Origin of the sequence: Arthrobacter sp. SLBN-83, from assembly GCF_006715285.1 — a bacterium.
Taxonomy (GTDB): domain Bacteria; phylum Actinomycetota; class Actinomycetes; order Actinomycetales; family Micrococcaceae; genus Arthrobacter.
This window is the reverse complement of record NZ_VFMX01000001.1, coordinates 902,483-917,175: the sequence shown is the minus strand read 5'-3', so window position 1 is coordinate 917,175 and position 14,693 is coordinate 902,483. Positions and strand designations below refer to the sequence as shown.

At 65.9% G+C, this 14,693-nt stretch carries 13 protein-coding genes and 1 pseudogene; 9 read left to right on the top strand and 5 right to left on the bottom strand.

Going from position 1 to position 14,693, the window contains the following annotated elements; all coding sequences use genetic code 11:
- Positions 1-5: 5 nt before the first annotated feature.
- Positions 6-923: a LysR family transcriptional regulator gene (locus FBY30_RS04115; RefSeq protein WP_142131359.1), complete on the bottom strand. Its 918-nt coding sequence runs from the start codon at positions 921-923 to the stop codon at positions 6-8.
- Between the two features lie 127 nt (positions 924-1,050).
- Here FBY30_RS04115 and FBY30_RS04110 point away from each other — a divergent pair, with 127 nt between their 5' ends.
- Together FBY30_RS04110 and FBY30_RS04105 are read left to right on the top strand one after the other, a co-directional pair.
- Positions 1,051-2,430 carry an MFS transporter gene (locus FBY30_RS04110; RefSeq protein WP_142131358.1) on the top strand — a complete coding sequence of 460 codons (1,380 nt, stop codon included), beginning with the start codon at positions 1,051-1,053 and terminating at the stop codon, positions 2,428-2,430.
- An 84-nt stretch (positions 2,431-2,514) separates the two neighbouring features.
- On the top strand, positions 2,515-3,264 hold the full coding sequence (locus FBY30_RS04105; protein WP_142131357.1) for a 3-hydroxybutyrate dehydrogenase: 750 nt from the start codon (positions 2,515-2,517) through the stop codon (positions 3,262-3,264).
- A 27-nt stretch (positions 3,265-3,291) separates the two neighbouring features.
- Here FBY30_RS04105 and FBY30_RS04100 read toward each other — a convergent pair whose 3' ends face one another.
- On the bottom strand, positions 3,292-3,555 hold the full coding sequence (locus FBY30_RS04100; protein WP_235009333.1) for a hypothetical protein: 264 nt from the start codon (positions 3,553-3,555) through the stop codon (positions 3,292-3,294).
- Positions 3,556-3,721: 166 nt separating this feature from the next.
- Positions 3,722-4,096, bottom strand: a complete 375-nt coding sequence (locus tag FBY30_RS04095; RefSeq protein ID WP_142131356.1) for a winged helix-turn-helix transcriptional regulator — start codon at positions 4,094-4,096, stop codon at positions 3,722-3,724.
- 118 nt (positions 4,097-4,214) lie between these two features.
- Between FBY30_RS04095 and FBY30_RS04090 the strand changes: the two genes are divergently transcribed.
- Positions 4,215-5,078: an SDR family oxidoreductase gene (locus FBY30_RS04090; protein ID WP_142131355.1), complete on the top strand. Its 864-nt coding sequence runs from the start codon at positions 4,215-4,217 to the stop codon at positions 5,076-5,078.
- A 76-nt stretch (positions 5,079-5,154) separates the two neighbouring features.
- Here FBY30_RS04090 and FBY30_RS04085 read toward each other — a convergent pair whose 3' ends face one another.
- A complete protein-coding gene (locus FBY30_RS04085) occupies positions 5,155-6,639 on the bottom strand; it encodes an amino acid permease (protein ID WP_200830633.1) in 1,485 nt (494 codons plus the stop codon).
- A gap of 188 nt (positions 6,640-6,827) precedes the next feature.
- On the opposite strand from FBY30_RS04085, the gene FBY30_RS04080 reads away from it, so the two are divergent.
- The 5 genes from FBY30_RS04080 (at position 6,828) to FBY30_RS04060 (ending at position 13,235) form a co-directional block, all read left to right on the top strand.
- Positions 6,828-8,300 carry an HNH endonuclease signature motif containing protein gene (locus tag FBY30_RS04080; RefSeq protein WP_142131354.1) on the top strand — a complete coding sequence of 491 codons (1,473 nt, stop codon included), beginning with the start codon at positions 6,828-6,830 and terminating at the stop codon, positions 8,298-8,300.
- A 157-nt stretch (positions 8,301-8,457) separates the two neighbouring features.
- Complete coding sequence (locus FBY30_RS04075) at positions 8,458-9,315, top strand: IclR family transcriptional regulator (RefSeq protein ID WP_235009332.1); 858 nt, start codon at positions 8,458-8,460, stop codon at positions 9,313-9,315.
- A 126-nt stretch (positions 9,316-9,441) separates the two neighbouring features.
- On the top strand, positions 9,442-11,139 hold the full coding sequence (hutU, locus tag FBY30_RS04070) for a urocanate hydratase (RefSeq protein WP_142131353.1): 1,698 nt from the start codon (positions 9,442-9,444) through the stop codon (positions 11,137-11,139).
- A 95-nt stretch (positions 11,140-11,234) separates the two neighbouring features.
- Entirely contained in the window at positions 11,235-12,827 is a 1,593-nt protein-coding gene (gene hutH, locus FBY30_RS04065; protein WP_142131352.1) for a histidine ammonia-lyase, read from the top strand.
- Positions 12,828-12,989: 162 nt separating this feature from the next.
- Complete coding sequence (locus tag FBY30_RS04060; RefSeq protein WP_142131351.1) at positions 12,990-13,235, top strand: hypothetical protein; 246 nt, start codon at positions 12,990-12,992, stop codon at positions 13,233-13,235.
- Positions 13,236-13,347: 112 nt separating this feature from the next.
- On the opposite strand, the gene FBY30_RS04055 is transcribed toward FBY30_RS04060, so the two are convergent.
- On the bottom strand, positions 13,348-13,608 hold the full coding sequence (locus tag FBY30_RS04055) for a hypothetical protein (RefSeq protein ID WP_142131350.1): 261 nt from the start codon (positions 13,606-13,608) through the stop codon (positions 13,348-13,350).
- A gap of 192 nt (positions 13,609-13,800) precedes the next feature.
- Between FBY30_RS04055 and FBY30_RS04050 the strand changes: the two are divergent.
- Positions 13,801-14,683 (top strand): annotated as a pseudogene (locus tag FBY30_RS04050) (fumarylacetoacetate hydrolase family protein).
- Positions 14,684-14,693: the final 10 nt, after the last annotated feature.

Here is a 14,693-nt window from a genome sequence, read left to right as displayed (position 1 = left end):
GGCAGTTACTCAGCAGTCGATGAGGATTCCTGCTTCCCCAGGAGCGCTTCACGGTGCTCCGCCATCCGGTCCTGGAGCGCGCGCACGACGGCAGCGACGGCAGGACGGCGCAGCGAGTCCGGGCGCAGGACCATCCAGTAAGGGAGCAGTTCGCCGATCTTGTCGGGCAGCAGCCGGACCAGGTCGTCGTGGAGGTCTGCCATGAAGCACGGCAGGAACCCCACGCCCGCGCCGGCCCGGGTGGCCTCCACATGGACGAAAACGTTGGTGGAGGTAAGGCCGTCGCGCATGGCGGGGACCAGTCGGCGCGGCGCGTCGAGGTCGTCCACTTGCAGCATTGAGTCCACGAAGTAGACCAGTGGGTGCTGGTTGAGTTCGGCCACGGTGGCCGGCATTCCATGCTCTTCGAGGTAGGTGCGGGAGGCATACATGCCGAGCCGGTAGTCGCCCAGCCGGATGGCCTCGGCCCGGTGCACCTGAGGAACGCCCACCACCACCTCGATGTCCAGCCCGGACCGCTGTTGCAAAGCCCGGCGGGTCATGGTCACCACTTCCACGCTGAGGCCGGGGTGGTCCCGTCGCAGCCGCGCCACGGCGGGGGCGGCAATATAGGCGCTGAAGCCGTCCGTCGCTGTCATGCGTACGACGCCGGCAATCGCGTCGGGTGCCTGGCCCGTCGGTCCCAGCGTGCCCAGCACCGCCTCCACCTGTTCCGCCGCCAGCACCGCTTGTTCGCCAAGCTCCGTTAATTCCCAGGCGCCGGCGGCACGGGACAGGACCCTGCCGCCGAGCGCCTTTTCCAGCGCGGCGATCCTGCGCGAGACCGTGGTGTGGTTCAGCCCCAAAGCCTGTGCCGCCGTCGTAAATTTTGCCGAGCGGGACACCGCAAGCAGGACCAGCAGGTCTTCGGGATTCGCGTTCATATCTGCAATTGTGCACACGCTTAGTGCCGTTTTGGCCATTGAAGTGCCTTCTTTGTGCAGCAATACTCATCTGAGTCACTTGTGCTGGAGATCACAGCGCGTGTCAATGTGGACACTGAGGAGAACCATGAGCATTGAGCAAGGCCGGGTAATCGACGCCGGGCATGCACCCAAGGAATCGGGACTGAAGAGGGTTGTTGCCGCGTCAATGGTGGGCACGGTGGTGGAATGGTACGAGTTTTTCCTGTACGCCACTGCCGCCACTTTGGTATTCGGCAAGTACTTCTTTCCCGCCACGGGGAATGACCTGGACGGAATCATCCAGGCCTTCCTGACCTATGCCGTGGGCTTCATCGCCCGCCCGCTGGGCGGCATTGTGTTCGGCCAGATCGGCGACAAGCTGGGCCGGAAGCCCACGCTGCAGCTCACCATCGTCATCATCGGTGTGTCCACGTTCCTGATGGGCTGCCTCCCCGGTTTCGCCGACATCGGATACCTGGCCCCGGCGCTGCTGGTGGCCCTGCGCTTTATCCAGGGCTTCGCACTGGGCGGCGAATGGGGCGGAGCAGTCCTCCTCGTGGCCGAACAGAGCCCGAACAAGACCCGGGCCTTCTGGTCCAGCTGGCCGCAGGCCGCCGTCCCTGTGGGCAACCTGCTGGCCACCCTGGTGCTGTACATCATGTCCACCACCCTCAGCAGCGAGGCGTTCCTCGGCTGGGGCTGGCGCGTGGCCTTCTGGCTCTCCGCCGTAATCGTCTTCGTGGGCTACTACATCCGGACCAACGTCAGCGAGTCGCGCATCTTCCTTGAGGCCAAGGAGTTGGTCGAAAAGGAACAGGCCGTCAGCTATGGCGTCTTTGAAGTGCTCCGCAAGTACCCCAAGGGCATCTTCCAGGCCATGGGCCTGCGGTTCGCGGAAAACATCATGTACTACCTGGTGGTCAGCTTCTCGATTGTCTACCTCAAGAGCGTGCACAAGTACGACACGTCATCGCTGCTGCTGGCACTGCTGATCGCGCACGTCATCCACTTCGCCATCATTCCGCAGTACGGCCGCCTGGCGGACCGGATCGGCCGCAAGCCCGTCTACCTGGCCGGCGCCATCCTCGGAGCCACCTGGCCGTTCTTCGCTTTCCCCATGTTCGATACCCGCAACGCCGTGGTCATCGTCCTGGCCGTGACGATCGGCCTCATCCTGCACGGCCTCATGTACGCCGGGCAGCCGGCCATCATGGCCGAAATGTTCCCCACCCGCATGCGGTATTCCGGGGCGTCCCTGGGCTCGCAGGTCACGTCCATCTTCGCCGGTTCACTGGCGCCGTTGCTGGCCACCCAGTGGCTCAAGGACACCGGGTCCTGGCTGCCCACCGCCATCTACCTGGTGGTCGCCTGTGTCATCACCGCGGTGGCCGTGCTGAGCCTGAAGGAAACCAAGGGCGTTGCGCTGGAGGACGTGGACAAGGAAGATGCTGCCCGCGAAGGGCTGCTGACCGCCGGACGCCGCTGAGCGCCGGGCTTCAGGTATCCGGGACGGGGCCTCCCCCCGGGTACCTGAAGCGGTTAAATCGTGGGTGTACAAAGGAGAACTGGAATGGACAACACGTTGAATGGACGCAAGGCCCTGGTCACCGGTGGTGCCAGTGGAATCGGCGCAGCCTGCGTGCGCGCACTTTCGGCGCGCGGCGCGAAAGTAGTGGTGGCCGACGTCGATGCCGCCGCTGCCGAGGCGCTCGCCGACGAGGTGGGCGGCAGCGCGTGGGGCGTTGACCTGCTGGACACAGATGCGCTGGCCACACTGAGCCTGGACTGCGACATCCTGGTCAACAACGCGGGTATCCAGCGCATTAACCCCATCCAGGAGTTCGATCCCGGGGACTTCCGCCGAATCATCGCCCTGATGCTGGAGGCGCCGTTCCTGCTGATCCGGGCAGCCTTGCCGCACATGTATGCCAACAACTTCGGCCGCATCATCAATGTGTCCTCGGTGCACGGCATTCGCGCCTCCCCTTTCAAGAGCGCTTACGTCTCCGCCAAGCACGGCCTGGAGGGGCTGAGCAAGGTGACTGCGCTTGAAGGGGGCCCGCACGGTGTCACCTCCAACTGCATCAACCCCGGATATGTGCGCACCCCGCTGGTGGAGAAGCAGCTGGCGGACCAGGCCCAGGTGCACGGCATCCCCGAATCCGAGGTGCTGTCCAAGGTGATGCTCACCGAATCCGCCATCAAGCGCCTGGTGGAACCGGATGAGGTGGCGTCCCTGGTGGCGTGGTTGGCATCAAACGACGCCGGCATGGTCACCGGTGCCAGTTACACCATGGACGGCGGCTGGTCCGCACGCTAGCGCAGGCTTCTTGGCACGCTAGTCACGCTAGTCCAGGGGCTTGACCAGCCGGTGGTCAAAGAAGAAGACGCCATGGGCGGTCTTGACTCCCACCGACCGGCGGTCCTGCCACACGACGACCCCTTCGCGCCTGCCGCTGAAGGGGTCGTCGCCTATGACCGTGTCTCCCACCCGGTAAGGGCAGCGGGGTCCGAGGGCCGCCAGCGTCCGGCCCCAGGCTGCCGCGAGGACAGTGCCGAGGCTGACGGGCTGGCCCATCTCAGAAAGATCCTGTGCGTAGTCCTTAACCACGTGACCAACTCCTTCAAGCGGCCGCCCGCCGCCTGCTAACGGTGCTGGTTGGCGGAACGCTCCCAGCAGAGGATGGTCCTCCCATTCCGGCCGCCACCGTATTCCTACGCTAGGCGCTAATCACACCAGTCCCACCAGTAACAGGTACTCGAATTTCGGGAGTGGGCTACTTGCCTGCTCCGGCGCCGTTGACGATTTCCTCTGCGTTCTCGAATGCCCACGCCACCAGCGGCACCAGGAGTGCGCTTAACTCGTAGCCCCGTTCCGTGAGGCTGTAGTCCACCCTGGGCGGAATGACGGGCTGCGCGTTCCTGCTCACCAGGCCGTCACGCTCGAGTGTCTTCAACGTCTGGGCCAGCATTTTTTCGCTGATGCCCTCCGCACGCCGTCGCAGGTCGCTCCACCGCTGTTCGCCCTCGGACAGCGCGAGCAGGATCAGGACACCCCATTTGCTGGTGATGTGGTCCAGTACGACGCGGCTGGGGCACCCGGCCGGGAACACGCCGTCGTCAAACGCCAAGGGCAGGGGGGCTGCTTTCATGCACCCAGCTTACCTAAAGGTCAGTACCTTACTTAGAAGTGCGTACTGCCTTTGGGGAAGTTCTGCCCGCGGGCAGTGGTTGTGCCCTTCGGCAGAGCAAATACCGAAAGGAATCATCGTGAGCATTGTTGTTACCGGCGCCACTGGACAGTTGGGCCGGCACGTTCTGGAAGCCCTTCTGGAGCGGGGAGTACCCGCGGAGGAGATCGTCGCAGCTGGCCGTTCGGTGGGAAAGCTTTCGGACTTCGCGGAGCGCGGGGTACAGGTGAAGCCTATGGACTACGCCGACGCCGACTCAGTGGCAGCCACCCTCAAGGGCGCCGAACGGGTGCTGCTCATCTCCGGCAGCGAAGTGGGACAGCGGGTCCAGCAGCACCGGACCGTCATTGAAGCCGCCAAGGCGGAGGGCGTAGAGCTGCTGGCCTACACCAGCATCGCCAACGCGGACACCACGGCCATGAAGCTGGCCGATGAGCACAAGGCAACCGAGGCGCTGCTGCGCGGATCCGGCGTGCCTTTCGTGTTGCTGCGCAACGGCTGGTACCTGGAGAACTACACGGAGCAGTTGGCCGGAACGCTCGCCCAGGGAGCGCTCGCCGGCAGCGCGGGGGAGGGGAAGGTCAGCGCAGCCGCGCGGGTGGACTACGCCCACGCCGCCGCCGCAGTCCTGGTGGCCGGCGGCCAGGCCGGCAAGGTCTACGAACTGGGCGGCGACGACGCTTTCAGCATGGCGGACCTGGCGGCGGAGATCAGCACTGCCACCGGAAGGATCGTTACATACAACGACCTGCCCGCGGAGGAATACGTTGGCGTGCTCACCGGTGTGGGCGTGCCCGGCGCCTTCGCGGAGATCCTCGCGGACTCGGACCTGGGCATTGCCCGCGGCGACCTCCTGGTCAGCACCGGCGATCTCCGCCGGCTGATCGGGCGTCCGACGACGTCGCTCGGTCAGGCCGTCCGCTCCGCCGCTGCTTCCGCCTAGGACAGAAACGCGAGGTGCCCGGCCCTCTTTGGGGGACCGGGCACCTTTAGCTTTTGCCTGGGAGACTAGCCTGGCCTTAGTTGGTTCGGCCGGCCAAGGAGACCACCGGCAGCGGCGACGTTTCATCCTCAAGGTGGGCCCGCCGTCGTCCGTCACCCTTGATCCACATGCGGTAGGCCAGGACCAGCAGCCCCAGCCACGCCGCGCCAACGTAGAGGGCGATCCGGGTGTCCTCGAAGGCACCCAGGACGCCGATCACCAGCGCCATGAAGGCAATGGTGAGCACGGAAGCGGCAGGCCACCACGGCGACGGGAATTCCGACGCCGGCAGGCCCTTCCGCGCGATCTCCCTCTTCATGGCCACATGGGACGCGAGGATCATGACCCAAACCCAGACCGTCGCGAAGGTCGCGATCGAGGCAATCACCAGGAACACATCCTCCGGAATGACAGCGTTGAGGACCACGCCCACCAGCAGGATGCCCGCCATCATGACCACGGTCATCCACGGCACGCCGTGCCGGGAGACCTTGCCGAAGGCGGCGGGCGCGTGGCCCTGGTTGGAGAGTCCGAAGAGGATGCGTCCGGCGCCGAAGATGTCGCTGTTGATGGCCGAGAGGGCGGCCGTGATGACCACCGCGTTGAGGATGTGCGGCGCGGCCGGGATGCCCAGGCTGCTGAAAATCTGAACGAACGGACTGCCGCTGGTGCCCACCTGGTCCCACGGGAAGAGGCTCATCAGGACGCCCAGGGTGAGGACGTAGAACAGCAGCACCCGGACGGGGACGGTGTTGACGGCCTTGGGAATGACCTTCTTGGGGTCCGCAGCCTCACCGGCCGTAATTCCCAGCGTCTCCACGCCGCCGAAAGCGAACATCACCACGGCGAAGGATGCCAGGAGGCCTTCGAAGCCGTTGGGGAACAGGCCGCCGTGCTCAACCAGGTTGCCCAGGCCCGGGGCGACCGGGGAATCGGCCGCCTGGAAGCCGAAAATGATGATCGCTGCGCCGCCTGCAATCATGGCGATGATCGCTGCGACCTTGATCAGTGAGAACCAGAACTCGAGCTCGCCGAAGACCTTCACGCTGAGCAGGTTCAAGGCCGCAAGGAAGCAGATGACGGCGAGGATCCAGATCCAGCGGTCCACCTGCGGGAACCAAAAACCCATGTAGATGCTGAAGGCAGTGACGTCGGCGATGGCCACGATCGCCATCTCGAAAACGTATGTCCAGCCGGTCACGAAGCCGGCAAGGGGGCCCAGGTAGCGGCTCGCATACTGGCTGAAGGACCCGGATACCGGATGCCGCACCGCCATTTCGCCGAGGGCGCGCATCACCATGAACACGGCCGCGCCGCCGATGATGTAAGCCAGCAGCACGGCCGGGCCGGCCTTCTGGATCGCCGAGGCCGAGCCATAAAAAAGGCCGGTGCCGATCGCCGAGCCGAGGGCCATGAAGCGGATGTGCCGGACATTCAGGCCACGGCTTAGCGCTTGTCCGACGACGGCTGCCGGCTTTTGCTTTTCCACCGGACTTTCGGTCCGGGCTGGGGTGGGTTGCATAGAGTTACCTTCTCGTCTTTGGGAGGGGAGCCGGTAACCAGCAGACCATTTCCGGCCCTGTCGTGATGAGGCTCACGCGGTGTTGGTGTCTTCGGTTACAGACTGTCGGCCGCGAGATGCGTACGACGGGACGCAGCCGGCAGGGCTGTCCGCCATGGATTGTCGGACCCTCGCGCGATGATGTGTTTATGGGAAGGGCGGCGGTGGCTAAGGCTTATGCGGACATTCGGGCTGCCCTTGCTGTGTTGAACGCTGAGGTTGACGGGTGTGGTTCTGAGGCGTTTTCGGTGGCTGATCCGTTGGCTGGTTCGGCTGATGGGTGCCTGGACGTTCTGGCTGGTGCCCGGGTGGTTGAGGCCGGGTTCGCTGGTTTGAAGGCGAAGGCTGCGGTGAAGTACGCGGAGAGCGCCTCTGTTGTTGCGGGGCCGGATGTGCCGGTGCAGGCGCAGGAGATGGCGGTCGCGGCGGAAATTGGGTGTGTGTTGGCGTTGGGGCCGCGGGCGGCGTCGTCGTTCCTGGCTGCTTCGCACGCCGTTGTTACTTGGTTGCCGCGGACCCTTGCGGGGCTGCAGGCCGGGTCCCTGTCGTGGCAGCACGCGGTGGTGATGGCGGACGAGGCCGCCTGCCTTGATGCTGCCGGTGCGGCGGCGTTGGAGGCGCATTTCCTGGACCCGGAGGCCCCGGATGCGGCGCGGGGGTGCCCAGTGGGGCAGCTGCCGGCGCACCGGTTTCGGGCCAAGGCCAGGACGTGGCGGGAACGCCACCATGCGGAGAGCATTGAGAAGCGCCATGTCAAGGGGGTGGTGGAGCGGCGGGTGGAGTTCCGGCCGGACCAGGACGGGATGGCGTGGCTGTCCGCGTGTCTGCCGGCGGCTCAGGCGTTGGCCGGGTGGAACCGGCTCACCGCAATGTCCCGGTCACTGCAGGGCCCCCAGGAGTCCCGCACCATGGCCCAGTTGCGGGCCGACACGTTCGCCGAGGCGATCCTCGGCAGTGGCAGCCTCACGCAAGGTAGCGGTACTGGTGCCAATGGCAGTCCCACCAACGGCGCTACCAAGGAGAGCCCCTCCTCACCAATCAGTGCGCAGGTTCTGGTCACGGTTCCGGTGTTCTCCCTGATTGGGTTGACCGATGAACCGGCGATGCTGGACGGGTACGGGCCGATCCCGCCGTCGATGGCCCGGGATTTGGTCGCGAACGGGGCGACGTCGTTTTACCGGGTATTTGTGGATCCGCGGGACGGTGCACCCTTGGAGATTGGGCGGAAGAGCTACCGGGTGACCGGGGCGATGCGGGCCTGGTTGCGGATGCGGGACGGCAAGTGCCCGTTCCCGGGGTGCAGCAACACCTCGATGGACAACGACGCCGACCACCTCCTGGCCTGGGCCGACGGCGGCCCCACTGGGCTATCGAACCTGGGACAGCCCTGCCCCAAACACCACAAGCTTCGACACGCCACCGGGTGGAAACCCACGCCTGCCACAAAGAACGAGCCACCCGGCTGGGTCTCACCCAGCGGCCGCCACTATCAAAGTGAACACCAGGACTGGGAACCGACACGATGGCCGGAGGGTCTGTCAGCCGGCGGCATAGACGTCGTTCATCATCGAGGGTCCCCTTGGGAGGATGCCCTTGAGCGGTTCCTCCGCGCCAACGCCTAGCGTTCCGGGTGCCAGTGGACACGCGTCCTGCTACGGAAGAGGCATGTCTGGTATTACAGACGATTGACCAGGATTGAGGGTCGTCACGGCCGGCCAGTAGGCGCATGCTTGAGTACGGGATACCGGACAGAGCTAGCCAGAAAGACCCCTCCACTCTATGACTACTGCACTAAGCACCGCACCACGGGGCTCCGCAACATCAAACGCCGAAGCCCAGGCTCCCAGGGTGTCCGCGAAGGCATCGTCGAAAGTTCCTGCCGCGGAAAACACCCTGCGCATCCTCAAGCTGCTGGCTTCGCGGCGAGGCCCCATGGCGGCATCCCAGATCGCCTCCAGTCTGGACCTGCCGAGGTCAAGCGTCTATCACCTGCTGGGGGTGATGGAGGCCAATGGCTTCGTCCTGCATCTCCATGAGGAGCAACGGTACGGGCTGGGCATCAGTGCTTTCGAACTCAGTTCTGCCTACTCCCGGCAGGAACCGTTGTCGCGCTTGGGCCGCCCCCTGCTTGCGAGCCTCGTTGACGCTATTGGCGAGAGCGCACACCTCGCCGTGCTGCACGGGCGGGACGTGCTCTACATCGTGGAGGAGCGGGCCAAGAACCGCCCGTCCCTCGTGACCGACGTCGGCGTCCGCCTTCCCAGCCACCTCACCGCCAGCGGCCGCGCCATCCTGGCCGCGCTGCCCAAATCCCAGGTGCGCGCGCTCTATCCGAATGCCGCGGCCTTCACGGCACGACATGAGGTGGAGGGAGCCATCATGAAGTACTCGGCCCTGTCCTCCCACCTGGACCAAGTTCGGCAACGCGGGTACGCCACCGAACACGGCGAGGTCACCCCCGGCTTCGGCTCCATCGCCGCCGCCGTCACCGATCATCTGGGCTGGCCCACGGCCGCCGTCGCGGTCACCTTCCTCGAGGACAAGCTGCCCGCGGAGGAGTGGCCCGTGCTGGCCGCCCGCGTCCAAAAAGTGGCCGACGAGCTCTCCGTGCGCATTCACGGCCGCCCCGGCAAATAGCCTCCTGCGCGCGTCTGGAATACCGGACAAAACAACGACGAAAGCCCTGTGGAGGCCCGACCCGAAGGGCTTTAGTTGATACAGAACTTCTTTCCCCAACCAGACAATCACCCGAAGGAGCCCACCATGGCACCCGCCGATTTCACCACCGGTGCCCGCCCGGTCAAAGCAGCCCGCGGCACCGAGCTCACCGCTAAGTCCTGGCAGACCGAAGCGCCGCTGCGCATGCTGATGAACAACCTGGACCCGGAGGTGGCAGAACGCCCCGATGACCTGGTGGTCTACGGCGGCACCGGCCGCGCCGTCCGCTCCTGGGCAGCATTCGACGCCATCACCCGCACCCTGGAAACCATGGAAAAGGACGAAACGCTCCTGGTCCAGTCCGGCAAGCCTGTGGGCGTCTTCCGCACCAACGAATGGGCGCCCCGGGTGCTGCTGGCCAACTCCAACCTCGTCGGCGACTGGGCCACCTGGCCCGAGTTCCGCCGCCTCGAGGCCGAGGGCCTGATGATGTACGGCCAGATGACGGCCGGTTCCTGGATCTACATCGGCACCCAGGGCATCCTGCAGGGCACCTTCGAAACGTTCGCCGCGATCGCGCGCAAGCTGACCGGAGACGAGAACGGCACGCTCGCCGGGACGTTGACCCTCACCGGTGGCTGCGGCGGCATGGGCGGCGCCCAGCCGCTCGCCGTCACCCTGAACGAAGGCGCCTGCCTGATCGTCGACGTCGACGAAAACCGCCTGCGCCGCCGTGCCGGCAAGCGCTACCTGGACGAAGTGGAAACCGACCTCGACGCCGCCATCGCCAAGGTGCTCAAGGCCAAGGAAGAGGGCCGCGGCTGGTCCGTAGGTTACGTGGGCAACGCCGCCGAGGTCTTCCCCGAGATCCTGCGCCGCCACAAGGCCGGCGAGCTCAGTGTGGACATCGTCACCGACCAGACCTCCGCCCACGACCCCCTGTCCTACCTTCCCGAGGGCATCTCGGTGGACGAGTGGCACCGCGAGGCTGAAGCGGATCCGGAAGGTTTCACCAAGAAGGCCCAGGCCTCCATGGCACGGCACGTCCAGGCCATGGTGGAATTCCAGGACGCTGGCGCGGAGGTCTTCGACTACGGAAACTCCATCCGCGATGAGGCCCGCAAGGGCGGCTACGAGCGGGCCTTCGAATTCCCCGGCTTCGTCCCGGCCTACATCCGGCCGCTGTTCTGTGAGGGGCTTGGTCCGTTCCGCTGGGTGGCACTTTCCGGCGATCCCGAAGACATCCGCGTCACGGACGAAGCGATCAAGGAGCTCTTCCCCGAAAACAAGCACCTGCACCGCTGGATCGACGCCGCCCAGGACCGCGTGGAGTTCGAAGGCCTGCCCGCACGCATCTGCTGGCTGGGTTACGGCGAACGCGCCAAGGCCGGGCTGCTCTTCAACCAGCTCGTCAAGGAAGGCAAGGTCAAGGCACCCATCGTCATCGGCCGCGATCACCTGGACTCCGGCTCCGTCGCCTCCCCGTACCGGGAAACCGAGGCCATGGCCGACGGTTCGGACGCCATCGCCGACTGGCCCATGCTGAACGCCCTGCTCAACACCGCTTCCGGTGCAACCTGGGTGTCCCTGCATCACGGCGGCGGCGTCGGCATCGGCCGTTCCATCCACGCAGGCCAAGTTTCCGTCGCCGACGGCACCGACCTCGCCGCCCAGAAACTGGAGCGCCTCCTCACCAACGACCCCGGCATGGGCGTTATTCGCCACGCCGACGCCGGCTACGAGCGGGCTCTGGATGTTGCCAAGGAACGCGGCGTCCGTATCCCCATGCAGGAATCCCGCTAACCGAGCCCCAATTCCACATCGATTGCTCCGTAGGTGCCGTTTTGAACCCTCAAAAGGGCCCCTACGGAGCAATCGACGAGAAAAAAGTAGGAAACATGACCACCGTTACCCACGAACCGCTCACCGTCACCCTTGGTCCGGCGGGTGTCACACCTGAGGACGTCCTCGCCGTCGCCCGCGAGGGCGCCAAGGTGACCATCGCGCCCGAAACCCTCGAAACTGTCGCCAAGGTCCGCGCCCACATCGACGACCTCGCCTCCAGCGATGTCCCCGCCTACGGCATCTCCACCGGTTTCGGCGCCCTGGCCAACCGGCACATCCCCAACGAACTGCGCACCCAGCTGCAGAAGTCCCTCATCCGCAGCCACGCGGCCGGCATGGGCCCCGCGGTGGAGCGCGAGGTGGTCCGCGGCATCATGTTCCTGCGCGCCAAGACCCTCGCCTCCGGCCGCACCGGCGTCCGCCCCGTGGTCCTGCAGACCATGGTTGACGTGCTCAATGCCGGCATCACGCCGTTGGTCCGCGAGTTCGGTTCGCTGGGCTGCTCCGGCGACCTGGCCCCGCTCTCGCACTGCGCCCTGGTTTTGATGGGGGAAGGCGAAGCGGAAGGGCCCGACGGCGTCACGTACGGCGGGCGCGGCGAGCGGCCTGTCGCTGAGCTGCTCGCAGAACACGGCATCGAGCCGGTCACCCTCGCCGAAAAAGAGGGGCTGGCGCTGGTCAACGGCACCGAAGGCATGCTGGGCATGCTTTTGATGGCCATCGCGGACCTCCGGCGGCTGCTGTCGACGGCGGACATCACCGCCGCGCTCAGCGTCGAGGCCCTGCTGGGCACCGACCAGGTGTTTTTGCCCGAACTGCACGCCGCGCTCCGGCCGCACCCGGGCCAGGCGGCCAGCGCGGACAACATGCTGCGCGTGCTGTCGGATTCCCCAATCGTGGCCTCGCACAGGGTGGGGGACTCCCGGGTGCAGGACGCCTACTCACTGCGCTGCGCTCCCCAGGTCGCCGGCGCGGTGCGCGATACCGTGGACCACGCTGAGCTGGTGGCCACCCGCGAACTGGCGGCAGCCATCGACAACCCGGTGGTGCTTCCCGACGGCCGCGTCAGCTCCAACGGCAACTTCCACGGCGCACCCGTGGCGTACGTGCTGGACTACCTGGCCATCGCCGTCGCTGACCTTAGCTCCATCGCCGAACGCCGGACAGACCGGATGCTGGATCCGGCCCGGTCGCACGGCCTGCCCGCCTTCCTCGCCGCGGACCCCGGCGTGGACTCCGGGCTGATGATCGCCCAATACACACAGGCCGGCCTGGTGTCCGACAACAAGCGGCTGGCTGTTCCGGCGTCGGTGGACTCCATTCCAAGCTCCGCCATGCAGGAGGACCACGTGTCCATGGGCTGGCACGCTGCGCGCAAGCTGCGCAAGGCCGTGGAGAACCTGCGCCGGGTCCTGGCCATCGAACTGGTGACGTCGGCCCGTGCGCTGGACATCCGGACGCAGCTCTCCGGGGGTGTCCTTACGCCGGGACCCGCAGGTTCGGCGGTCGTGGCAGCCCTCCGGGAAGTGGTGGACGGGCCGGGGACGGACCGGTTCCTGTCTCCGGAACTGGAAGCGGCTGACCGGCTGGTGGCCTCAGGCGACGTGCTCCGCGCGGCCGAATCCGCCGTCGGGCGCCTCGCCTGACGCCGAAGGATCTTCAGCTCCTGCCGCAGTCCCGTCCGAAAGGTGGAATTTCCGGCGCCACGGCCTGCCGTGGCGCCGGGAGTGTAGTAGAACTGAAGGTGTAGTGAAAGTCACATCAAAGAAGCTGTGGCAGCAGAACGATACAAAGGGGTAGAAGTTCAAATGAAAGCACGTGGGGCAGTCCTGTCGAGGCGCAATGCCCATTCCGCCGCGGTGTCCAACTGGAAATCCCTCCAGGCCGGGGACCACGTCGAGATCATCAAGCATGCGCATGTTGTGGCAGCCGGGGAAGTGGAAGAGGTGTCGCAGAGCGGCAACGTCCTCTGGCTCGTTCCGGCGGGTCCGTCAGGTCCTGCGGAGAAGGAGCTTTTCCTGAAGTCCGACGGCGTCCAGGTCCGCCGCGGCTAGTCCCGCCAGCAGCAAAAAATCCCCGCAGCGCCAAGACGGCGTGCGGGGATTTTTTTGCCGCCCCCAGGGGAGTCGGGCGTCGTTGCCGGCATGGGTGGTCCGGCCGCCTGGATCAGGCGGCGAAGGACTCGTAGGTTTCGCCGAAGGGTACCGTTTCGTCCAGGGCTACTGTGTAGCGTCCGGGGTGCACCCGGGTGACCAGGATGCCGCAGGACGCGTCCTTTGCAGCAACCTCAATCAGCTGGGCTACGGCGCCTTCCAGTCCGGCGTGGACCTCGTCGGCGCTGGAGAACTCCAGGCTGATGGACCGCTGGGCGGATCCTTCGACGGTCTCGGCAGCGGCGGGGATGCGCTCCAAAGTGGCTGTAGTCATGTACTGAACTTTCTGTGTTTCGTGCCAAGATGGCTCCCACATTCTACCGGCTGCTCGGGCGATATGTCAGATGTCTGTCCTCCGGCGGTCGGTCATAAACCGGATGTTGGCGGCGCCGCAGGGAAATCAAGGACCATGGAAATCGCCTCCAGCGGCCCGGAAGGCCCCCTAAGACCCTGAGGAGAATTCGGTATGAAAATCATGCGCCTGGGCAATATCGGCAATGAACAGCCAGCCGTGCTGGTTCCCTCGGCGGACGGGGCCGACCGGTATTTCAGCCTGCTGTCCGTCACCCGTGACGTGGACGGTGCATTCCTTGCTTCCGGCGGCCTGTACAAGGCCCGAAAGGCACTGGAGGCCGGGGAGCTTCCGGAGATCAGAGACGCGGCTTCGCTCCGCATTGGTTCACCCGTGGCCCGCCCCGGCTCCGTGGTGGGCATCGGGATGAACTACGCCGCCCACGCCGCGGAATCCGGGGCAGAGCCGCCCACCATCCCTGTCGTGTTCCTCAAGCCGAGCAACACTGTTACCGGTCCCTGCGACCCCGCCCCGATGCCCCCGCGCTCCACACAGTACGACTGGGAAGTGGAACTGGGCATCGTGATTGGCAAGGAAGCGAGCTACCTCCGCTCCACGGACGAAGCTGCGGGGTGCATTGCAGGTTACGTCACTGCCAACGACTTTTCCGAGCGTGAGTACCAGCTGCCGGGGGCGGCAGGGCAGTGGACCAAGGGCAAGTCGCTTCCCGGGTCAACGCCCTTGGGCCCGTGGCTGGTTCCGGCAGAAGAGATCGACGGCGGCAACTTGCGGCTGCGCAGTTGGGTGAACGGTGAGCCGCGGCAGGGTTCAACCTCGGCTGAGCTCATCTTTGACGCCGCCACACTGGTCCACCATTGCAGCCAGTACATGCGGGCTGGAGCCGGGCGACGTGATCCTTACCGGAACCCCGCAAGGTGTGGCCCTCAGCGGCCGCTTCCCCTACCTCCAGCCGGGCGATGTGGTGGAGGTAGAGGTTGAGGGCCTGGGCCGCCAGCGCCAGGAGTTGTTCCGGGCGCCGGCGGCCTCGACAGCCTAGGCAGTCCTGC